Here is a 22721-nt window from a genome sequence, read left to right as displayed (position 1 = left end):
CGTTGCTGACGGAGAACAAGATGTCCTTTCATAAATTGCTGATCGCCAATCGCGGCGAGATCGCCATCCGCATTGCGCGCGCTGCCGCCGATGCCGGACTTGCCACTGTGGCGATTTATCCCGCCGACGACGCGCAGTCGATGCATGTGCGGATTGCCGACGAAGCGCAGGAGATTCCTGGCCGCGGTGCGCGCGCTTATCTCGATATCGATGGCGTCATTGGTGCCGCCAAGACCGCCGGCTGCGACGCACTGCATCCCGGCTATGGCTTTCTCAGCGAGAACCCCGAGCTCGCGCAGCGCTGCGCCGATGAGGGCATCACCTTTGTCGGTCCGTCACCCGCGGCATTGAAGCTGTTCGGCGATAAGGTGGCCGCAAAACAGCTCGCCAAGCGTTGCGGCGTGCCGATCATCGCCGGCACCACCGGGCCATCGACGCTGGACGAGATCAAGGCGTTTTTTGCGTCGCTCGGCGACAACGCCGCTGTCATGATCAAAGCAATGGCCGGCGGCGGCGGCCGCGGCATGCGCGTCGTCGAACGCGCCGCAGATCTGGACGATGCCTATGCGCGCTGTCAGTCCGAGGCCAAGGCCGCCTTCGGCTATGACGGTGTCTACGCTGAACGACTGATCCGCAATGCAAGGCACATCGAAGTGCAGATCATCGGTGATCGCCACGGCCATGTCAGCCATCTCTGGGAACGCGAATGCACTATCCAGCGTCGGAACCAGAAGCTGGTGGAGATCGCGCCGAGCCCGTCGCTGACCGATGCGCTGCGCAACCGTATCGTCGAGGCGGCCAAGCATCTGGCGAGCGAAGCCAAATATGACAGCCTTGGCACGTTCGAATTCCTGGTCGATGGCGAAGCTGGCGAGGGCGATGGCGCGTTCGCCTTCATTGAAGCCAATCCGCGCCTGCAGGTCGAGCATACGGTGACCGAGGAAGTGCTGGCGATCGATCTCGTGCAGTCGCAGCTTGCAGTGGCCGATGGTGCGACGCTGGCGTCGCTGCATCTCGATCAGGCCGAGGTGCCGAAGCCGCGTGGTTTTGCGATGCAGCTTCGCATCAATATGGAGACCATGGATGCATCGGGCGCCACACAGCCGACCGGCGGCACGTTGGCGGTGTTCGAGCCGCCGTCGGGCCCGGGCGTGCGCGTCGATACGTTCGGCTATGCCGGTTATCGCACCAGCGCCGCATTCGACTCGCTGCTCGCGAAGGTCATCGTGCACACGCCGCTCGCCTTTGCTGATGTCGTCGCTAAGGGAACGCGGGCGCTGCGCGAATTCCGGATCGAAGGCGTCGCAACCAATATCCCCTTCATTCAAGCGATTCTCGCTCATGGCGATTTCCGCGCCAACCGTGTCAGCACCAGTTTCATCGATCGAAACGTCGCCGATCTCGTCGGCGCGGCGCAGGGGATGAGTTCGTCGCTCTTCGCATCAAGTGGCATAGCGGCGCATCAAGCGGCATCGGCGGCACTTGCCGAGCCCGTGCCCGAAGGGAGCATCGCCATCGCGGCACCGCTGCAGGGCACGATCGTGGCGATCCAGGTGAAGGAGGGCGATGTCGTCCGCCCCGGCCAGCAGCTGGCCGTGATCGAATCCATGAAAATGGAGCATCTCGTCACCGCCGGGCAGGGGGGGCGGGTCATGCGTATCGTCGCAGCGGATGGTGTTACGCTGATGCAGAACGAAGCGATCCTTTATCTCGAACCGCAGGACGTCGCCGGCGATGCGGTCACCGAGGAAGCGGCGGTCGATCTCGATCACATTCGTCCCGACCTCGCAGAGATGCTGGCGCGACAAGCGAACACTTATGACGAGAACCGTCCTGGCTCGGTAGAGCGGCGGCGCAAGACCAACCAACGCACCGCGCGCGAGAATATCGCGCAACTCGTCGATGACGGCTCTTTCATGGAATATGGCAGCCTCGCCATTGCGGGCCAGCGCCGCCGACGGTCGATCGACGATCTCATCAAGAACACCCCGGCCGACGGCCTGATTGCCGGTGTCGCCACGGTCAACGCGAAGTCGTTCGGTGAACGCCATGCGCGCTGCATGGTGATCTCATATGACTACACCGTGCTGGCGGGTACCCAGGGCCATATGAACCACAAGAAGATCGACCGCATGCTTACGCTGGTCGAGCAGTGGCGGATGCCGCTGGTGTTTTATGCAGAGGGGGGCGGTGGCCGTCCCGGCGATACCGATCGTCTCGGTCTCACGGGCCTCGACGGTCCGTCTTTCGTACAATTTGCAAAACTCTCCGGCCTTGTGCCGGTGATCGGCGTGGTGTCGGGCTATTGCTTTGCCGGCAATGCGGCGATGCTCGGCTGCTGCGACGTTATCATTGCGACCAAGAATGCCTCTATCGGCATGGGCGGCCCGGCGATGATCGAGGGCGGCGGCCTCGGTGTTTATCATCCCGCCGAAGTGGGCCCGGTGACGTTCCAGTCACCGAATGGCGTCGTCGATATCCTGGTCGAGGACGAGGAAGAGGCGACACGCATTGCACAGAAATACCTGTCCTATTTCCAGGGGCCGGTGGCCGATTGGAAAGTGGCCGATCAGCGCCTGCTGCGCCGTGCGATCCCGGAAAACCGCCTGCGCGTCTATGATATCCGTGCGGTCATCGATCTGATCGCGGACGAGGAGTCCGTGCTCGAAATCCGCCGCGACTTTGGCGTCGGCATGGTCACCGCCTTCATCCGCATTGAGGGCAAGCCGTTCGGGCTGATCGCCAACAATCCGAAACATCTGGGCGGCGCCATCGATGCCGAGGCCGGCGACAAGGCGGCGCGCTTTCTTCAACTTTGCGATGCCTTCGATATTCCCATGGTCTCCTTGTGCGACACGCCGGGTTTCATGGTCGGGCCGGAGGCGGAGAAGACCGCGATCGTGCGCCATGTCGCGCGCATGTTCGTCACGGGGGCGAGCATCACAGTGCCACTGTTCGGCATCGTCCTGCGCAAGGGTTACGGGCTTGGCGCACAGTCCATGATCGGCGGCGGCTTCCATGCATCGTTCTTCACGGCCGCGTGGCCCACCGGCGAATTCGGCGGCATGGGTCTCGAAGGCTATGTGCGCCTGGGCTTCCGCAAGGAGATGGAGGCGATCGCCGATCCCGCTGAACGCGAGACCTATTACAAGAACAAGGTCGCCGAACTCTATGCCAATGGCAAGGCCACGTCGATCGCGTCGGTGATGGAGATCGACAATGTGATCGATCCTGCAGAGACGCGGCGCTGGATCATGGCCGGCTTGCGCTCGGTGCCGGCGCCGCCCGCACGCGAGACGCGTAAGCGCCCCTGTGTCGATACCTGGTAGTGAACGGTCTGCTTGGAGTGATGCGATGACGAGTGCTGCATTCGATACCGAGATACAGGATGTTGACGGCGCGCTGCATGGCCCGTGGCGTCAGCCGCGGCAGATGCTGCACGCACAGACCTATGATTCTCACGCCTCGATCCACGACGATGCGACCGCGCAGAAACTCGGCTTCAAGGGCGGCACCATCGAAGGTCCGACGCATTTCAGCCAGTTCGCGCCGCTCTGCGCGCGATTGTGGGGCGATGCATGGTTCGAAAGCGGTTGCATCTCGGCGCATTATCGCAATGCCGCCTATGAAGGCGAGGAGGTGCAGGCAGTTGTCGAGAATCCTGCCGTCGGCGCGCGCTATACGGCGATCCGTACGATCAAGCGCGACGGCACCGAGATTTTGCGCGGTAGCGCATCGATCGGCGGCGGTGCGTCGCCGTCTGCGCTCGACGTGAGACTGACCGAGTTGAAGCCTCTGACCGATCCGGTCATCCTGCGCGACGTCACGATCGGAATGACCACGGCGCCGCAGACAGTGCGGATGGATCTCGACCAGCATATGGGCGACCTCTATCCATTTTCACTGGCGCAGAAGCTAAAGGTGATCACCGAGCCATCGCGTTATTACAGCGGCAATGACACCCCGTGGCGGCGCGCCGTCATCCCGATGGAAATGCTGAGCGTGCTGTTCCAGCATACGAGCAAGAAGGACGGCTTTCCCGTAAAGGGCCCTGCTGTCGGTCTTTTCGCCGATCAGGAGATCCGCGTGGTCAAGGGGCCGCTCTTTGTCGGCGAGGATTATAGCGTCCAGCGCGAGGTGGTCGCCATGTCCGGCAGCAAGCGCACCGAGAGCCTGTGGGTATGCACGGAGGTTCGTGACGCCAGTCAGACGCTGGTGGCAACGATGCTGCTCAATCTCGCGACACTGAAGGAATCCTACGGGCCGTATCAGGCCGAACACGCGGCGCTGTACGGATCATCGGTTTGACGATGTCGGCTTGTGCTCGACGTCCGCTGTTAGATGAAAATCGGTGCAAGGGCACGAGAGCGGGTATTCCGACCGCGCAGGCGCCGAGCATCTTCTGGCGCAAAGCGGACCATCAGAAAACTGTCATACAGAGTATCTAAAAGGCGGGTGGTAGCCTGATCCGGGATAGTCAAACTCAGTCGCGGGCGGCAGGGGCGTCAGCGCATGCGTTTGGAGCGTTTTCAATCACGACAGTTGCGCAGCGGCGGGCCTTTGGTCGTCGGTCAGGCTGCCAGGCGGCTGAGTGTATTGATCGTTGTGACCCTCGGCATCTGCGTTTTATGGGTCATGTCGGCAGCGGGCGGTAGTCCTGCCGCGCGCACCGACCGTTTCGATTTCGAGATTGCCGCGCAGCCGCTCGGCCCGGCACTGGTCGCCTTCGGCGCCGCGACGGGCATCGAGCTGATCTACGACAGTGCGCTGACATATCGCCACCACTCTTCCGGTCTGAAGGGACGTTTCACCGCCGACGAAGCGATCCTGCTCATCCTGGCTGCGTCGGGCCTCGCCGCCCGCGCGGTCGCGCCGGGCGCGATCACGATCGTGGCGCTATCGGATCTGCAGCCGGTCGAGCAAGCCTCCCGACCGACCAGCAGTCGGCACGCTGCATTCTTCGCCGAAATCCAAGGGAGTTTTGCACGGGCATTCTGCCACACGCCAGCAGCCGTGGTGAGCAGGGAGCGCGTGCTTGTCAGATTCAGGATTGCCGCTTCAGGCGCGATGGAGCGACTGGAAATGCTCGACGCGACCGATGAGTCGTCGCGTCATGGTCTGGTGGAAGCGCTGAAGCGTGTCACTTTCGACGTCCCGCCGCCGTCGGATCTGCCACAGCCGATCATGATGCTGATCCTGCCGCTTGCTGCGGAGGCGTGCTGACGTGGCGGGTCCGCTGACCGAAAATTGCGTGGCGATGGGACACTGAGCGCATCATGACCGCGACCTGGGCAGCTTTGCGCGATCTTCTCGTGGTGCGCTATGATGACTTTTTTCTGCGGCTGCGGCGTCGCCTGGGATCGAGCGATCTCGCCCGGGAAACGCTGCACGAGACCTATGTGCGGCTCAACCGCACTGGTGATATCACAGGCGTCCAACGCCCGGATGCGTATCTGTACCGGATCGCGCTCAACATCGCCGTGGTGCTACGACGATCAGAAGATCGGCAAGCATCGCCCGTGGAGATCGAGGCAGCCATCAACCTTGCCGACGAGATGGCGCAAACTGACCGGATGGCCGAGGGCCGCTTCGAGATCGCGGCGCTTGAGCGCGCGATCGAGGCATTGCCGCCACGGCAAAGGGCCGTCTTCCTTGCTGCCCGACTCGACGAGACGCCAATCCTCGATATTGCTGCGTCGCTCGGGATTTCGTCGCGGCTGGTCGAGAGCGAGCTCAGAAAGGCGCTGGATCATTGCGCCGCGCAGTTGCAGCGGCCGTCAACGCGACGTATTCGCAAAGCGACATCGAAGGCCTCCAGCGCAGGGAGGACTGGCGATGACCGGTTTTGACGATACTATCGAGCAATCTGGGGCAATGACCGAGCGCGAGACCGATCTGCCGCATCAGGAAGCGCGGGCCTGGCTGCTCAAGCTGCGGCCGGGCAGCGCAAGTGCCAGCGATCTCACCAGATTCAAGCGCTGGCTTGGTGAAAGCCCGCACCATGCCCGGGCGTTTAACGAGACAAAGCAATTGTGGTCCGAGCTGGCGCCTGCCGCGCGCAACGTGGCGGCGCGTCGCGCAGCTGTTGCGCAGCCGATCATGCCGCGTCGCTTTGTCAATCGCCGCGTTTTTCTCGGCGGCACAATGGCCGCTGCTGCCTCATATGCCATGATCAGTCCGCCGCTCGGCTTATGGCCTTCGCTTCCGGACGTGCTGGCGTCCGACTACCTGACCGCAACAGGGGAACAACGGCGGCTTAGTCTCGCCGATAATGTGACGCTGGAGATGAATACGCAGACCAGCATTGCAGTGGATGGCGAGCGCCGGATTGAACTCATTTCAGGCGAGGGGGCGATTGTCACGGGCGCGCAGGATTTCGAAGTCATCGCGGCAGATGGCCGGATGCGCTCGCGCAATGCCGTCTTTTGTATCCGGCATATCGCTTCCGACGTGCGCGTGACCTGCCTCGAAGGCGTGATCGAGATCGCTCTCGGCGATCGCGTGACCTCGATCGGTCGACGGCAGCAGATTTCTTATTCCGGTCAGGACCTTGGCTCCGTGATGTCGATCGATCCCGAGGTCGTTACGGCGTGGCGCAGCGGACAGCTGATCTTTCTCGATGCGCCGCTCAGCGATGTGGTGGCGGAAGCCAATCGCTATCGCCGCGGAAAAATCATCGTCGCTAACAAGGCGCTCGGACGCCGGATGGTCACGGCGCGCTTCAGTCTCGACCGGATCGAAGACGTGGTTCCCAAGCTCGCAAATGCGTTCGGCGCTCGGGCGACATGGTTTCCCGCCGGAGTTGTGATCCTGAGCTGATCGTCTGCCGGCCGGCCGGCGCAAATTTATTTGCACAAGCCTGTGCGGATTGAAGCGATCAAAAGCGACTCATCAAGCGGAGCTCTCCCGGCGCATCGTCAATGATGGCCATCCGTTCTGATAAGGACCTGCCATGACCGTTCGGCCCCAGATGATCCGCAAGCTTGCGCAGCGGCCGGACTTGCGTTTTCGCCGTGCTCTGCTGACAGGCGCCAGCGTGACGGCATTGCTGATGGGATCGCTTGTTGCCGTTGAGGCACGCAGCCTCGGTGGCGGATCCGGTGCAGCTTCCGCAAATGCCGCTGCCGCCGCGCAGGCGGGCGCGCAGCAGGCGGCGGCAGCGGCGGCTGTGCAGACATCGATCTCCATGGCCCGCGCGAATGCCAGCCTGGCCGCGATGCGAGCCAGATTGCAGCTCGACCGCGCGGCGGCCATGGCTGCATCCGGCGCGGTGCCGAACGGGCTGACAGCCGGCGGGCTGGTTGTCGCGCCGAATGCCGGTGCCGATCCGACCCTGTGGCAGGGCGCCAATGCGCCGACATCCGCGCCGCAGGGCGGACGTATCCAGGTCGAGGTGAAGCAGACCCAGCCGAAAGCGATCCTGACCTGGAGCAGCTTCAATATCGGGCGCGAGACCGATCTTTATTTCAACCAGACCGCCGGTGGCAGCGACGTGCCTAACTGGATCGTGATGAATCGCGTCATCGATCCGTCGCTGGCGCCGAGCCGCATCCTTGGAACCATCAAGGCCGAGGGCCAGGTTTATGCCATCAACAGGAACGGCATCGTCTTCGGCGGATCGAGCCAGATCAATGTCTCGACACTGGTCGCATCGAGTCTCGAAATTGCACTGCCGGGCCTGAGCGGCGCCAGCTATCTGTCGGATTCACCGGCCAATGTGACCGCGCGCAATGCGCGATTCCTCAATGGCCTGCTGTCCTTCACCGGCGATCTCCCGGTCGCTTTCGGCGAGGACTTTACCACCACATCGCAACGCTCACTGGCCGGCGAAGTATTCGCGCCGCTCGACGGCGTAACGATCGACGCGGGCGCGCAGATCAGGATCGGCAATTACGGCCAGGCGTTCCTGGCTGGCCACAATGTCGTCAATCGCGGCACCATCGAAGCGCCAAACGGTCAGGTCGTGTTCGCCGCCGGCCGCGGCGTCGTCATCAACAAGAGCGCGCTGCCGGATATCCGCGGCTATCTGCTTGCTGTCGATCGTGGCGGCGTGGCGGAGAATTCCGGACTGGTGTCGACGCCGCTCGGCAATATCACCATGACCGGAAAAACCATCAATCAGACCGGCGTGTTGCTGGCCACCACCGGCGTGGAAGCCAATGGCTCCATCGTGATGCGGGCTGTCGAGGGGATGCCGAACCGTCAGGCCTTTACCGAGGTCGTCCCGCCCGCGCCCGAAAGCGGCTATATCGGCTCCCCCAATGCCAATCAGCGGCGTGGCACTGTCACCTTCGGTCCAGGCAGCGTGACCGCGATCACGCCCGACGACAGCGGGCAGAAGGCGGTCGGCACCATCGGCTATCGGCAGTCGATGATGGACGTCGCCGGCTACAAGATCCTCGCCCTTGATGAGTCCACGCTCTATCTGCCATCCGGCCGTATCGGACTATGGACACTGCCCGAGGCGGCCACCACCGGCCTCGACAGCCGGGTCTATATCGGGCAGGGCGCGCGGATCGACGTCTCGGGCCTGCGCGACGTATCGGTTGCGATGGAGCAGAACGCCATTCAGGCGGAATTGCGCGCGGCCGAGCTGAGCATCAATCCGGTTCTGCGCGACAGCGCATTGCGCGGCCGGAAGATCACTTTCGATGCGCGGTTCGGCGTCCGGATCGCGGATGTGGCGGGCTATTATGACCTGATCGCGCGCGACATCGGCCAGTTCATGACCACGGGCGGTACGATCGCCCTGCGTGGAAAGGAAATCATCGCGCGGGACGGCTCGACCATCGATCTGTCCGGCGGCAGCGTGCGCTATGGCGACGGATACATCAAGAGCACCATCCTGATGGATCAGACCGGTCGCCGCGTGCGTATCGAGGACGCGGTGCCCGGCGTCACCTATATCGAGTCGGAGCGCGGCTTCGTGGTCATGCGCCCGCGCTGGGGCATGACCGAGATCCACACGTCGGTGTTCGATCGCGGGCAGTTGTCCGGATTTGTCCGAGGCTATGTCGAAGGGAGATCGGCTGGACGGCTGGAACTGGACGTCAGCAGGGACGCCGCCACCGCAGGCGCGCAGGCGCGCGACGCATTCCGTATCTTCGATGGCGAAATGCTGACCGGTCTTGTCGTCGGCCCGAACCAGCTCGCCGCGCCCACCGGCGCCGGCATGGCCGATGTCAGCAAGGTCTGGCAGGAAATGCCGGCGCGCGCATCGCTGCTGTTCGGTGGCATCCTTTCTTTCGCCGGCTCGGACCCGACCTATCTCGGCGGCGACATCACGATTGCCGATGTCGGCCCACGGCTGGCGAGCGGCTTCAAATTCGACACCGCGCTCGATTACGCCAATGCCTATCGTCACATCCTGCCGGCCCACTGGTTCGACGGAAGTGGCTTCGGCAATGTCACGCTCCGAAGCGGCTATACGTCACAAGGCGCCGCCGATCCCGACACCGGCGTCATCTCCGGGCCGGGGCCTTATCCGACCGCAGGTCATCTTGTGATCGGCGCGGGCGTGACGGTCGATCTCGGCCTGTTCGGGGCGTTCAATTTCTTCGGCCGCCAGGCCGATATCGCCGGCACGGTGCGTGCGCCCGGTGGCTCCGTATCGATCCAGACCGTGCAGGCACCGTCCACTAATGCGGGCAGTTCGACCGAGAACTGGGCGCAACTTCCCGATTCCGAACGGCCCGGCACCTTGCTGCGCAGCACCGGCGTGATCGATGTCGCCGGATTGTGGCTCAATGAATATCTAAGCGGCGAGCGATCGCCGCGCGCGATCGATGGCGGCAAAGTCAGGATCGTCAGCTATAATCTTGTCGCAGACAAAGGCTCGCTGATCGATGTCAGCGGCGGCGGTCATCTCGACAGCAGCGGCTCCAGAATAACCGCCGGAAATGGCGGATCGATCGTCATCGATACCAGCGCTCGCTACACTTATGCGTCGCCGGCTGCCGACCTCGAGCCGAGCAATGGCCGGCTCGTCCTTGACGAGACGCTGCGCGGCTACGCGCTCGGCCGCGGCGGTACGCTGAGTATCGATACCGGCGAGGAGATTGTCATCAGCAATCATGCCGTGACGCCAAACGACATCCTGGCGGCGGGGCAGCGTGCCCCCCGCGACTTGCGTCTCGCGACATCCGTCATCGTTCCGGCAGGGGCGCGACTGCCGGTTGCCGGCTTCTATGTGGCGACCCGGGCAGAAGCCGGCCGCGCCTTGCCTGTGGCCGTGACAGTCACCGGCGTCTCGTCAGCGACACCTCTGTCTATCGCCGCCGACTGGACCGTACCGGCCGGCGTGACAGTGCGCTCGGTGGCAAATACGCAATATCGCGCCGGCGCCGTCGTTCCTGCCGGCACGCAGCTGATGACCTGGACCGGCACCCTGCCGGCCAATTACGTCGTTCCCGCCAATGCGTTCCCGCGTGGAATCGCGATCGCCGCGAAGACGATCACCCATCCGGCGGGGATCGCCACCCGCGACGTCACCATCGCGGCGTCCACGCTCATCCCGACCGGCGCCATCTTCGACCAGCAGGTGCAGTTCGTGACCACGCGGGCGATCGACGCCGATCTCTTCACCCGCGGCGGTTTTTCGGGCTTTGCCATCAGCGGCGCGCGCGGTGTGACGGTGGCGGCAGGGACCGTGATTGCGCCGTCGGTCGAGACACTGCAGCTCGGCGATGCGCGGCTGGTCGCCACGGGCACGAAATTGCCCGAGGTGGCCGGGCGCGTCGTGCTGCCGGGCGAATTGCGTAGCCCGATGACGCTCAGCCTGTCGACCGTGCCGGTCGATATCGATACCGGCGTCGCCGTCAACCGTGTCGAGGTCGTGGACGGGACCGGGCTGCTCAGCGCCGGCAGCGTCCGTTATCCGGGCGTTCTCAACATCGAAACCGGCGCGACGATCCGGATGGAGCCGGGCTCCCTGGTGCGGCTTGCCTCGCTCAACAATCTTTTCGTTGATGGCACAGCCGCGACGCCCGGTGGAACGATACAGGTGTTGTCGCCGGTCGTTCGCTTGGGCGCGCATGCGCGGCTGGCGGCGCCGGGTTATGTGGATGTCGTGCGCGATGGCCGGCAGATGCAACGGCGCGTGGCGGCGGGTGGCACGATCCTGATCGCCGGTGGTCGCTCAAGTCTCGCGTCCGCGCCATGGGCATCGGCCGTGACCATGCTGATGGATCCGGGCGCGGTGCTCGACGTGTCAGGCATTCGCGACATCGCTGACCTCGCCGGTACCGGTTCAAACCCGGTGATGTCGCGCGCGCCCCATACGCCGACAATGATCGACGGCAATGCCGGCGCGATCAGCATCTATGCGACGCGTGGGGTGCTTGGCGGTCAGTTCGAACTGGCGCCGGGCGGCGCGGCCGGGAGAGGTGGCACGCTGGAGATCCGGACCACCATCGCAGGAACGCCAGGCGATCCGGGCATTATCGTCCGCCAGGACATGCTGCCCGGTTTCAGCCCGGTGCTGCGCAACAGCGCGGTCCCATCGCTGCCGGGCCTCATCGTCGTCGCGGATCGCATCAATGAGTCCGATCTCGACGATCTCGTTCTCGGCACCGCCACTTATGCCGATCGCACCAATCTCGGCATTCGCTTTGACGGCCACGTGACACTGAACGCGCGCCGGTCGATGTCGCTGGTCACCCATCTGCTGGGCACCATCACCAGCCGCCCGGCCCGGGTCCAGCTGGGCGCGTCCTATGTCAGCCTCGGCTCCGGCGCGACCAGCACCACAGCCCCGCTCGTCGCGGCAACCGTGCTGAACGGCGATCTCACCGTGCGTGCGGACCTGATCGATATCGCAACACGGGTGTATCTCGGCTGTGGCCTCGGCGGCTGTGCCGGTGTCGGCGGCTTCGATACCGCGCGCTTCATTGCGACAGGCGATATCCGTCTGCATGGCAGCGAGGCCAACGATCCGAACCAGCCGGCCGGCCTGTTCTCTGCAGGCGCGCTCACATTCAACGCGGCACAAACCTATGTGACCGCGCGCGCCGGCGTCGTGCGGCAGAGCAGCGATCCGGGCTTCCTGGTGAGCTCGAACCGCTCGGTCACCTTCACCGGCAATGGTGGCGCCGCGCCGGTCCCGTATTCCTTTGGCGAGCGGCTGACGGTGCGCGCGCCGAACATCGTGCAGGGCGGCGTGCTGCGCGCACCGCAAGGCGAGATCCGGCTGGAGGCGTCGCAATCGTTGACGCTTGCGCCGGGCAGCCTGACCTCGGCGTCGCTCGAAGGCCTCGTCGTGCCCTATGGCGTCATCGAGCCGACTCTCGTGTTCGGTGACTATCGAAATCCCGGTGACGCGCCGGTCAAGGCGGTGCGCCTCGACGGGCCGAATGTGAACGTGCAGGCAGGCGCCGTGATCGATGTGTCCGGCGGCGGCGACCTGCTGGCCTGGCGTTTCGTGCCCGGCAATGGCGGCAGGACCGACATCCTGGCCTATGACGCCAGCACGTTCCGGTTTGCCATCGTGCCCGGCATGAGCACCACACCGCTGCCGCGGCAGCCTTATGCGGCAAGCGGCGTTCCCGGCAACAACCGTTCGAACATCAATGTCCTGCAGGATCCGCGGCTGAAAGTCGGCGACAGGGTCTGGCTCGACGGCGTGCCGGGCCTCGCGCCGGGGTACTACACATTGCTGCCATCGGCCTATGCATTGCTGCCCGGTGGCCGCCTGGTTGAACCGATCGGCGGCAGTTATCGGTCGGCCCAGGCGCCGCTGGTGCGGCCCGACGGCGCGGTGATCGCGACCGGCTATTACGCTGTGGCGGGGACACCGATTCACGATCAGAGCTACACGCGTTTCCTGGTCATGGATCAGGCGACCTTTGGTCAATATACCGAGACCAAGGCCTATTTCTTCAACGCCGTGGCCGAAGACCTCGCTGCTGCGGCCGGCGCAGCCGTGCGGACGCCATTCGACGCCGGCACCGTCATTCTCGCCGCCACCCAGACATTGACCCTGAACGGCAGCGGCCGCTTCGGCGCGCCGGACGGCGGATTGCAGGGCAATCTCGATATCGCCGCGGCCAGGCTCGCGGTGGTCGGTGATGGCGCGACGGCGCCGGCCGGCTTTCTCCGGCTGGATGCGCGCGCGGTCAGCGCGTTCGGTGCCGGCAGCCTGCTGATCGGCGGCACGCGTACCAGCACCGCGGCGGGCACCAGCGTCAAAGTGATCGCGACCGACGTCATCGTCGATACCGCAGCGTCACCGCTGAGCGGGCCGGAGATCATTCTGGCGGCCACGACCAGTCTCACGATCGCCGACAATGCGGTCATCACGGCCACCGGCGAACCGGTGAACGACCGCAGCGACCTGCTCCTGACCGGTGACAGCGCGTTGTTGCGGCTGTCGACCGGCAGCCGCATCAATGTCACGCGCACCGGCACGGCCGGTGTCGCGGGCGAATTGACCATCGGCCGGCACGCCATGCTGACGGCCGCGGGATCGATGCTGCTCGATGCGAGCCGCACGCTGGCGATCGCACCGGATTCGATCTTCGCCGCCCGCCAGCTCGATCTGGCGTCGCGCCGTATCAATATCGGCAATGTGCCTGCTGGAGAGACGGGCACGACGCTGGGTCTCGACACCGTCGCCCGCCTGGCTTCCGCCAGTGATCTCCTGCTGCGCGGCCAGGAGTCGATCCATCTTTACGGCGATATTGTTCTCGGCGGCCGTGCTCCGTCCGGCGATGCGACCCTGGGCAGGCTGACGCTCGATACCGGCCTGCTGCAGGGCCATGCCGATGGCGGTGTCACCACCACCATCGCGGTCGGCGAATTGAGGCTGATGAACAGCGCCGCGCCGACAGCGGCGGCGGCCAATGCGGGCGCGGGCACATTGGCGCTCGATGTTGATACGCTGCTCTTGTCGGGGTCCGTCCGGATCGGCGGCTATGCGTTGCTGCAGGGTACGATGGGCATGCTCCAGGCGGCCGGCAGCGGCGCGCTTGAATTCTCGGGTGATGCGACCCTGGGCACAGGCGTCGCCACTGCTGGCTCGGGCGTCGACTACACGCTCAAAGTGGGCGGCCATCTCGCGCTCACGCAATCCGCGCGCGCCTTCGCGCGGCCGACCGCCATGGGCGGACGGCTCGCAGTCAATGCGGCTGGCACAGTCCTGCTTGCGAGCAAAGTGATCCTGCCGTCCGGCGTGTTTGAGGCCACGGCGGGTGACTCTGTCGTGGTCGCGCCTTGGGCGCTGATCGATGTTGCCGGCCAGGCTTTGGCGATGCGGGATGTCGTGAAATATGCCCCGGGCGGCATGATCCGCCTCACGGCGGCCAATGTGCTCGATCTGTCACAGCGCGCGGTGCTCGACGTTTCGGCCCCGGCAGGCGGCGGCGATGCCGGCACCATCGGGCTCAAGGCGGGTGACGCGGCAAACGTTGCTGCAACCCTGCGCGGCCAAGCGCAGCCGGATTCCAGAGGCGGCGATTTCACCCTCGACGCCGCGCGTATCGATAGCTTCTCGACACTGAATACGGCGCTCAACCGCGGCGGCTTCAATCATGCCCGCGACCTCCGCCTCCGTCAGCAGGGGATCTCTCTCGGCGCCGGCGAAACCATCATCGCGCATGATGTGTCTTTGCGTTCCGACGCCGGCGTGGTGGATATTGCCGGCACCATCGATGCCGCGGGCACCGCGGGCTCGCCCGACGGCGGCAGCGTGCGTCTGACGGGCGGCACCGGCGTAACGCTCCAGGCAACAGCCTTGATCGACGCCCAGGCTGGTGCAGCCGAGCCGGGCGGCTTTGATCCCGCCAGCGGCAAGGTTGAGATCAACGCGTTGGACGGGCGTATGGATGTAGCGCCCGGCGCCGTGATCAACGTGTCAGGCGGTAGCCGTAGCGGTGGCACGATCGTTATCCGTGCCCGTCGGAGCGGAAATGACATTGCGATTGATCGCCTTGCGGGTACGTTCATCGGCGCGCGACTGCGCGAGATCGATGGCGTCGAGGTCTACAATAGCAGCAGCGTCGATGCGGCAATCGTCAATACGATGTTGAACGATGCAGCAGCGTGGCTCGGCAATGCGGGAACGATTCAGGCCCGTCTCGGTCGTCCTGACTTCGAGGTGCGGCCTGGCATGCTGATGGCGAGCGCCGGCGATCTTGCCGTCAACGCCGATATCGACCTCGCCGGTCTTGGCGGTGCCGGTTATCTCGGCCTCACCGCTGGCGGCAGTATCGCCGTCAACGCCACCATCAGCGATGGTTTCGCCAATGCCAGCCGCAGCGCAGCGCTGCTTGCCGGCCGCTCCTTCACCTACGGCCTCGACAGCGCCGGCGACATCGCGCTCGCTGCAAATACCATGATCCGCACCGGCACCGGCGGTATCACCATCGCGGCCGGACGCGATCTCAAGCTTGTTGCGCAGAATTCGGTGATCTACAGCGCCGGCCGGAAGACCGTCACCGAGGCCGGCTTCAATCCGGCCTTGCTCGGCACCGCCAGGGTTGGCGACTTTGCCACCGAAGGCGGCAATATCCGCGTCAGCGCCGGTCGCGATATCACGGCACCGCTGACCCAGCAGACCAGTTCGGCCTGGTTGTTCCGCTATGGCGACAGCGAGTGGAATGGCAACGCGTCCACGTCGAAGGTCACGCAGCAGACGAGCTGGTCGGTGGTCTACAAGAATTTCGAACAGGGCGTCGGCGCTCTTGGTGGCGGCAATGTTAAGGTCAATGCGGGCCGCGACATCAAGGACCTCGCGGTGGCGATCCCTACTACGGGACATATGACCACGAGCATCGGCGCTGTCGCAGATGCATCGCAGCTTTACGTCCGTGGTGGCGGCGATCTCGACTTGCTTGCGGGCCGGGATGTTCTGGGCGGGCTGTTTGTGCTCGGCAAGGGTAAAGTCGAGGTGATGGCCGGCCGCAACCTTGCGGCCAGCGCCGATACCGCAAAGCTGCGCAGCGCACTCGTCTCGTCGACCTTTGTCGACGGCTCGGTGAATGCGATGTTCGGCCTGATGGACGCGACGGCACGGGTGACTGCGCTCTCGACCGCAACCATCCATGCGGCGTTCGATCCGATGCTGCAATCGCAAATCACCGAGAATCTCACGGGTACGCCGGCTCTGACCGGTTCGGGCTTCTACGGATATTCCGCGCGCACGGCGCTCGATATCACCGCCGTTGGCGGCGCGGTGAATTATCGCAACGATCCGTGGGCCTCGGTCGATGTGAGCCGTGGCTACGCCTATGCGGTCAATGCAAGTGCAGCGATCGAAGGTGGAACCGCTCCGCGGCCGGTGCTGCTTGAACTGCTCGGCCGTGCGCCCGGCACGCTCAAATTCGCCTCGCTCGAATCCAGCGTGCTGATGACACCACGATTTTCAAGCGCGCTGAAAATAGCCTCGACCCCGCGCGGCACACTGGAATTGCTGGCGCAGCAGGATGTTCGGATCGGCTATACGGCGCCATCGACCGCGATCGTGATGGAAGATGTCGCGGCTGCTTACGACCGCGGCCCGCTGGTGGCGTTTTCCACTACGCGCGGTGCAGCCGGCACTGACCGGACCGAATATGCCAATACGCGTCCGATATTCAGCGCGTCCGCCGCGAATAACATGCTGCGCGGCTTCACGCTGCTTCACGCTGGCGACCGCGACAATGCGCGGATCTATGCGCTTGACGGTTCGGTCTGCAATGTGGCCATCAACATTGCCTGCAGCGCCACCGCAACCGGCCTTGCGCAATTCTATCTGACGCTGCCGAAGGCCGCTGCATTCTATGCCGGCCGCGACATCCTCTCGCCGAAGCTCAGCCTGCAGCACAATCAGGCGGATGCCTGGTCCAGCGTTATTGCGGGCCACGATGTCCGCAACCCGGCAATTGCAGCGGCCGGACCGGGCACGCTGCTTATCGAGGCGGGGCAAAGCATCGATTTCGGCGCCGGCAATAACGGCGCGGCCGTCACAAGCGCCGGTGGTGGCGGGACCGGCAATCTGGCTCTGCCGCGGGATGCCGCTGCCAATATCGTGATGAGGGCCGGGGCGGCCAATGCCACCGATTATGACCGCTTTGCCGATACCTATCTTGATCCCGCCAACAGTCGGGGTGTGGTGCGCACGTATCTTGCCGAGCTTGCGGATTACATGCGCGGCATGGGCGTCACAGGCCTGTCCGGCGCCGATCTGGTCGCCGCCTTCAAGGCGCTGCCCAGCGCGCATCGCGAAGCGTTCCTGCTAAAGGTGTATTTCACCGAACTGAAAGAGACAGGTATCGACTACAACAACAGCGCAGGCGCCCGCTATCAAAACTATGACCGCGGCTATCAAGCGGTGGCCACACTCTTTCCGGTGAGTAGCAATAAGGCTGCTGTGGGCAACATCCTGCTCAATTCGAAGCCAGTGGAAACAATGGTGCAGGCTGACATCACCATTGTGGCGCCTTACGGGCGAGTCGAGATCGGCACCGCATTCCCGCCGGAGAATTATTCGCCCAATTCGGGCGGTGCAGTGACCCGGCGCGGGGGGGACGTCCGCATCATGGCCGATCAGAACATCGACCTGTTTACCTCACGCGTCTTCACCTTGCAGGGCGGCGATATCACCATGTGGACGTCGAATGGCGACATCACCGCGGGCTCGGGCACCAAGACGTCGGTGTTCCAGGTGCCGCTGAGCTACACGATGAGCAATGACGGTGTCATCGATCTCAATGTATTCGGTCTGCAGACCGGTGCCGGCATCGGCGTGCTGGACTCCGTCGGGGCCGCCAAGGGAAGCATGGGCGTCACGCCGACGCGCCGAAAGAGCCGGATCGATCTGCTCGCCTTCCGCGGTGAGGTCAATGCCGGCGACGCGGGCATCCGTGTGCTCGGTGATATCAACATCGCCGCATTGCGCGTGGTCGGGCTCAACAACATCCAGGTAATTGGCGGCACGGCGACGGGCATTCCACAGGCGACAACGCCGACGGTGGTCCCGCTCACTGCTGACACCACCGCGGCTCAGGCAGCAAGTTCGGCCAAGGACGCCATGCAGGCGTCCGCGCCGAACCAGGGCCCGTCCATGATTATCGTCGAAGTGCTGGGCTATGGAGGCGAGGATGCAATGCCCAGTGAGACCGAGCCGCGCCGGCGCGAACGACGCGCTTATGATGTGGACAGCAGATTTCAGATCGTTGGCGCCGGCAAACTGAACGCGATCGGCGAGACGCTGCTGACCGAAGCGGAAAAGCGAGCGCTGATGCAGCAAGCTGGACAATAGCGGCTTGAGGAGGAATGTCCGCTTCTGGCGGATTGTGTTGAATAAGTCAGCAAACTGATCGCTGGCATGGCACCGGGATCTTGCGCATGAGTGTGCCCTGCTCAAGCAGGCATTGGAGCGGGCACCGGGATCAGCTTGGCCAGCTTCCGAAGATTCTGGGCTGTGGCGGCGAGCAGGAACTCGTCTCGCGCACCGCAAGGGCCTCTCAGCCTGAGCCGATCAAGGCGCAGGATACGCTTCACATGGGCGATAACATCTTGATTGTCTTGCGTTCACGGCGCGAGGTTACATAGGGCTCCGTCCTGGCGATGCGGCGCGCCATGTCCCGGGCACTCTCGTAAATCGAACGGGTACTCTACGGGACGGCATCTTCGGACAACACCGGGGGGCTTGAGCTCCTAGGTATCGCGGTCCCGCTTGCTGGGTCAAATAGAGAAGCGTCGCGCGGTCATTCACCAGCGTCCCGGTTGAGCATCCAACCGCCCGCGTCGCAATGTTTCTGAGGGCAATTCCGTGAAGTGACGTTTGTAGTCGAGGGAGAATTGGCTAAAATGCCAGAAGCCCCATTTGACGGCGACATCATAGACGCCGATCCGTTCATCGACACATTGCTTGAGTTCGCGCCGGACACGATTGAGGCGTACGGCGCGTAGATAGTGGATCGGGTTGCTACCAAGCACATCCTGGAAACAGTAGTTCAACTTGCGGCGGCTGGCGCCGACGCCTTTGCAGATGTCGAGGATGGTCATCGGCTGTTCGGGTGTGGAAAGCATCAGGGCGCAAGCGCGGTCAACGAGCCGCTTGCGGGCGCTGCCGCCGCGCAGATCGTCGCACGGCTTCAGGCTGGGCAGCAGATCGATGACTTCGGTGAGCAGGTTATCCTCGAGTTGTTGCCGCGCTGCGGGATTGTCGAGGATCGTCGGATTATCGTCGACGACCTCCTGCACATATTCCAGCAACAGACGCAGGCGCTGTGCGGCGCCCGGATCCGTGCGCAGCTCCCGCAACTGGTGCCAGATGCCGTCAGGAAGCTCGATCTCCAGATCCTTTAGCGTATCCTCAAGCAGACGGGCATCCATCACCACCCCGCGCAGTTCGAATTCGGGTGGTGTACACATATCCACTTCGGCGTCGAAGCACGCGATCACATTACCTGAGGACATGCAGGTGCCGTTGAAGTTGATATCGCCGCCTCGCCACGGAAGCGCGATACCGAAACTGTCGACGCCTAGACGTCCGTATTGGCGCACGCGCTGGCTGGTGATCTCGCGGAAGACCTGGATACCCGGCAGCCGCAATTCCGTGAAGCTGCCGCGAAATGCGCCGGCACTGATCTGATCATAGTCAAGCCGCCAGCGCCCAAGATTGGCGCAATGCGCATCGACATCGTCGCTCGATGCGGCAAACAGCCAATGATCTGAGGCATTTAGCGTCATGCAGGCCTCCCGGATGGCCGCTCTGGAGCCGCGCCGGTTGAATAATGAAACGTCCGGGCTTCGTTTTGCAAGCGATGTGCCAGTGGGCTCCGGTCGGTCTGGGCGAAGAATTGCCGATTTTTGATAACGGTCAATTCGCATGCTCGCCAATGATCGCTCGTCCGGATCAATGCTGATGCCGGGCGACGGACATGTTCTGCGAGGATGCGATGAAGCCAAGCGATGTCATGAAAGGCGCTCCGCCCGCCGCTGAGGCGCTCGTGACCCGGTTCAACTGGCGCAAATATCCCTACAGCCAGTGGAGTTTTCGCAATGTCCGTCAGGTGTTGCCGACCGCCGATATACGGCGCGGTGCGGCGCCAACGCCGCTCAAGACTGCATTCCGCGATCTCGGCGCCCTGGCATTCACCTATGGCGAGGGCGTCTCAACAACGCTCGCAGAGACATTGGCCCAGACCTATGCCGATGGCCTCATCGTGCTGCATCGCGGCGAGATCGTCACCGAGTGGTACGGCGAGGGCATGACTCCGCACACGCCGCATCTGGTCTGCTCGGTGAGCAAATCGATCTGTGGCACGCTCGGCGGCGTGCTGGTCGAGCGCGGCCTGCTCGATCCCGATAAGCCGGTCACGCATTATGTCCCGGAAGTCGCGTCGTCGGTCTATGGCGGCTGCACGGTCCGCGACCTGCTCGATATGACCGTGGCGATCAAGTTCGACGAAGATTATGACGACCCCGAAGGGGACGTGGTCAAATATCGGCTCTGCAATGGTTGGGACGTGCTGCCGAACGGGACGGCGCAGGGCGATCAGCGCAGCTTCCTCGCCACGCTGCGGCCGAATGGCGGGCCGCACGGCAAGGTCTTTCATTACGTCTCGACCAATACGGACGTGCTTGGCTGGGTCTATGAAAAGGCCTGCGGCAAGCCCTATGCGCAGATTCTGTCGGACCATATCTGGGTGCCGATGGGTGCCGCGGACGACGCCTATATCACGCTCGACACTCATGGTGCGTCGCGCTCGGCCGGTGGCATCTGTGCCACGGTGCGCGATCTCGCACGGTTCGGCGAGATGATCCGTCAACGCGGCATCGCTAATGGCGCGCAAGTGGTGCCGGGGGCATGGATCGATGACATCCATGCCAACGGCGACAAACAGGCCTGGAAAGACGGCGATCTGGCCTTCGTGTTTCCGGACGGCCGCTACCGCGCCTGCTGGTACACGATCGATCCCGCGCGCAACGATCTCGCGGCCGTGGGTATTCACGGTCAGTGGATCCATGTCGATCCATCGACTGATACCGTGATCGTGAAGGTCGCCGCGCAGCCCAGTCCGATGGATATCGCAATCGATCATCGTTGGCTTGCTGCTTTCCGAGCCATCGGTGCGCATCTGGCCGCGTAGTTGTTCGATATCGTTTTTTCCGATTTCAATTCCCATTGCCCCGGAGATCGTCATGCTCAATGATTTCAGCCGTCGCTCGTTGCTCAAGGCCGGTGCCGCAGGGCTTGCTGCCGGGATGATGCCGCGCATCGCGCGCGCGCAGTCTGGCAAGGTCATACGTGCAGTGATGCATGCGCCGTTGCGTGCTACCGATCCGGTCATCAACACGGCCTGGACCGGGCGCAATCACGGCCTGAACATCTATGACACGCTGTTCTCGACCGACTCCAAATTCCAGATCCGTCCGCAGATGGTCGATACGTATGAGGTGTCCGCCGACAAGCTGACCTATACGTTCAAGCTGCGCTCTGGTCTCAAGTTTCACGACGGCGCGCCGGTGACATCCGCCGACGTCATTCCGTCACTACAGCGCTGGGCCAAACGGGACACGATGGGCGCGCGGATGATGAGTTTCGTCGCCGAGCTGAAGCCGGTGGACGAGCGCACGTTCCAATTCGTGCTGAAATCGCCCTATGGCCAGGTGCTGCAGACACTCGCGAAGCCATCGAGCATCATGCCCTTCATCATGCCAGCGCGTCTTGCTGCGCAGCCGCCGGAACAGCCGGTCACCGAATTCGTCGGCTCCGGCCCGTTCAAATTTGTCACGTCGGAGTTTCGGCCCGGCAGCCGCGCGGTCTATGAGCGTAATGCGGACTATGTCTCGCGCGACGAGCCGTCGGACGGCCTCGCCGGCGGCAAGATCGTCAAGATCGACCGCTATGAGTGGATCAGCATGCCGGACTTCCAAACCGCGGCGAATGCGCTGATCAACAAGGAGATCGACTTCCTCGAAGCGGCACCGCACGACATGTTGCCGTCGCTGATCGCGGCCAAGGACGTAACCGTCGCCGATTACAATCCGCTCGGCTTCATGTCGGTGGTGCGCATGAATTGGCTCAGCGAGCCGTTCAACAAGCAGGAAATCCGCCAGGCGGTCATGTATGCGAGCGACCAGGCCGACTGGCTCGACGCACAGGTAGGGAATCCCGACTATTACCAGGCCTCTGCAGCGATGTTTGGCGTCACCACACCACTGGCCAGCGAAGTCGGCTGGAACACCAAGCCTGATATCGCCCGCGCCAAGGAACTGCTCAAGAAGGGCGGCTACAAGGGTGAGAAGGTCGTGATGCTGCAGGGCACCGACTCGCCGCTGCTGTCCGGCTCCAGCACGGTCACCGCACAAAAACTGCGTGCCATCGGCATGAATGTCGAGGTGCAGACCATGGATTGGGGCTCGCTGCTGGCGCGCCGTGTCAAGCAGGATTCCACGGCCAATGGCGGCTGGTCGATGACCCACTGGGTCACCACCACGACGGAGCTGATGAATCCACTGGCCAGCACGGTGCTCGACACCCGCGGCAAGACCGGCGGCTTCTTTGGCTGGCCGGAGGATACGGAGATCGAAAGCTTGCGCAGCAAGTTCGCGCTGGAGCCGGATGCGGTTGCGCAGAAAACAGTGGCCGAAGCGATCCAGAAGCGCGCTTATGAGGTGATGACCCACATTCCGGGCGGCCAGTTCAAGCAGCCCGTGTCGCACAGCAAGGCGCTCAAGGATATCGTCAAGGCGCCGGCACCGCTGTTCTGGAACGTCGAGAAGACGGCCTGAGC

General features: G+C 63.7%; 9 protein-coding genes and 1 pseudogene. 8 read left to right on the top strand and 2 right to left on the bottom strand.

Going from position 1 to position 22721, the window contains the following annotated elements:
* Nucleotides 1-20: 20 nt before the first annotated feature.
* The 6 genes from AC1RQ5_RS24290 to AC1RQ5_RS24265 all read left to right on the top strand — a co-directional run bounded on the left by AC1RQ5_RS24290 (nucleotide 21) and on the right by AC1RQ5_RS24265 (nucleotide 18235).
* Complete coding sequence (locus AC1RQ5_RS24290; protein ID WP_493202382.1) at nucleotides 21-3329, top strand: carboxyl transferase domain-containing protein; 3309 nt, start codon at nucleotides 21-23, stop codon at nucleotides 3327-3329.
* Nucleotides 3330-3354: 25 nt separating this feature from the next.
* Nucleotides 3355-4308, top strand: a complete 954-nt coding sequence (locus tag AC1RQ5_RS24285; protein WP_493202380.1) for a hypothetical protein — start codon at nucleotides 3355-3357, stop codon at nucleotides 4306-4308.
* Between the two features lie 288 nt (nucleotides 4309-4596).
* Nucleotides 4597-5223, top strand: coding sequence for an STN domain-containing protein (locus AC1RQ5_RS24280; RefSeq protein ID WP_493202379.1), 627 nt, complete (start codon nucleotides 4597-4599; stop codon nucleotides 5221-5223).
* A 53-nt stretch (nucleotides 5224-5276) separates the two neighbouring features.
* Nucleotides 5277-5849, top strand: a complete 573-nt coding sequence (locus AC1RQ5_RS24275; RefSeq protein WP_398482850.1) for an RNA polymerase sigma factor — start codon at nucleotides 5277-5279, stop codon at nucleotides 5847-5849.
* Entirely contained in the window at nucleotides 5836-6819 is a 984-nt protein-coding gene (locus tag AC1RQ5_RS24270; RefSeq protein WP_493202377.1) for a FecR family protein, read from the top strand. Before AC1RQ5_RS24275 ends, AC1RQ5_RS24270 begins: the two co-directional genes overlap by 14 nt.
* A 133-nt stretch (nucleotides 6820-6952) precedes the next feature.
* Complete coding sequence (locus tag AC1RQ5_RS24265) at nucleotides 6953-18235, top strand: filamentous hemagglutinin family protein (RefSeq protein WP_493202375.1); 11283 nt, start codon at nucleotides 6953-6955, stop codon at nucleotides 18233-18235.
* A 101-nt stretch (nucleotides 18236-18336) separates the two neighbouring features.
* Here AC1RQ5_RS24265 and AC1RQ5_RS24260 read toward each other — a convergent pair.
* Nucleotides 18337-18622 (bottom strand): annotated as a pseudogene (locus AC1RQ5_RS24260) (transposase); the annotation flags it as partial.
* 65 nt (nucleotides 18623-18687) lie between these two features.
* Nucleotides 18688-19671 (bottom strand): helix-turn-helix domain-containing protein, encoded by a 984-nt coding sequence (locus AC1RQ5_RS24255; RefSeq protein WP_493202374.1) that lies wholly within the window; start codon nucleotides 19669-19671, stop codon nucleotides 18688-18690.
* A 209-nt stretch (nucleotides 19672-19880) separates the two neighbouring features.
* On the opposite strand from AC1RQ5_RS24255, the gene AC1RQ5_RS24250 reads away from it, so the two are divergent.
* Both AC1RQ5_RS24250 and AC1RQ5_RS24245 read left to right on the top strand, forming a co-directional pair.
* A complete protein-coding gene (locus AC1RQ5_RS24250) occupies nucleotides 19881-21074 on the top strand; it encodes a serine hydrolase domain-containing protein (protein ID WP_493202372.1) in 1194 nt (397 codons plus the stop codon).
* Nucleotides 21075-21126: 52 nt separating this feature from the next.
* Entirely contained in the window at nucleotides 21127-22719 is a 1593-nt protein-coding gene (locus AC1RQ5_RS24245) for an ABC transporter substrate-binding protein (RefSeq protein ID WP_493202371.1), read from the top strand.
* The last annotated feature ends 2 nt before the right edge of the window (nucleotides 22720-22721 follow it).

This window comes from Tardiphaga sp. GW821-FHT12E02, from assembly GCF_058807155.1.
The sequence above is the reverse complement of the archived record's forward strand: the minus strand, read 5'-3'. Positions and strand labels throughout refer to the sequence as shown.

Bases quoted from the DNA above. Each gene is read 5' to 3' on its own strand.
- AC1RQ5_RS24255 (WP_493202374.1), bottom strand. From the start codon at position 19,671: ATGACGCTAAATGCCTCAGATCATTGGCTGTTTGCCGCATCGAGCGAC.
- AC1RQ5_RS24290 (WP_493202382.1), top strand. From the start codon at position 21: ATGTCCTTTCATAAATTGCTGATCGCCAATCGCGGCGAGATCGCCATC.
- AC1RQ5_RS24245 (WP_493202371.1), top strand. From the start codon at position 21,127: ATGCTCAATGATTTCAGCCGTCGCTCGTTGCTCAAGGCCGGTGCCGCA.
- AC1RQ5_RS24250 (WP_493202372.1), top strand. From the start codon at position 19,881: ATGAAGCCAAGCGATGTCATGAAAGGCGCTCCGCCCGCCGCTGAGGCG.
- AC1RQ5_RS24285 (WP_493202380.1), top strand. From the start codon at position 3,355: ATGACGAGTGCTGCATTCGATACCGAGATACAGGATGTTGACGGCGCG.
- AC1RQ5_RS24270 (WP_493202377.1), top strand. From the start codon at position 5,836: ATGACCGGTTTTGACGATACTATCGAGCAATCTGGGGCAATGACCGAG.
- AC1RQ5_RS24275 (WP_398482850.1), top strand. From the start codon at position 5,277: ATGACCGCGACCTGGGCAGCTTTGCGCGATCTTCTCGTGGTGCGCTAT.
- AC1RQ5_RS24265 (WP_493202375.1), top strand. From the start codon at position 6,953: ATGACCGTTCGGCCCCAGATGATCCGCAAGCTTGCGCAGCGGCCGGAC.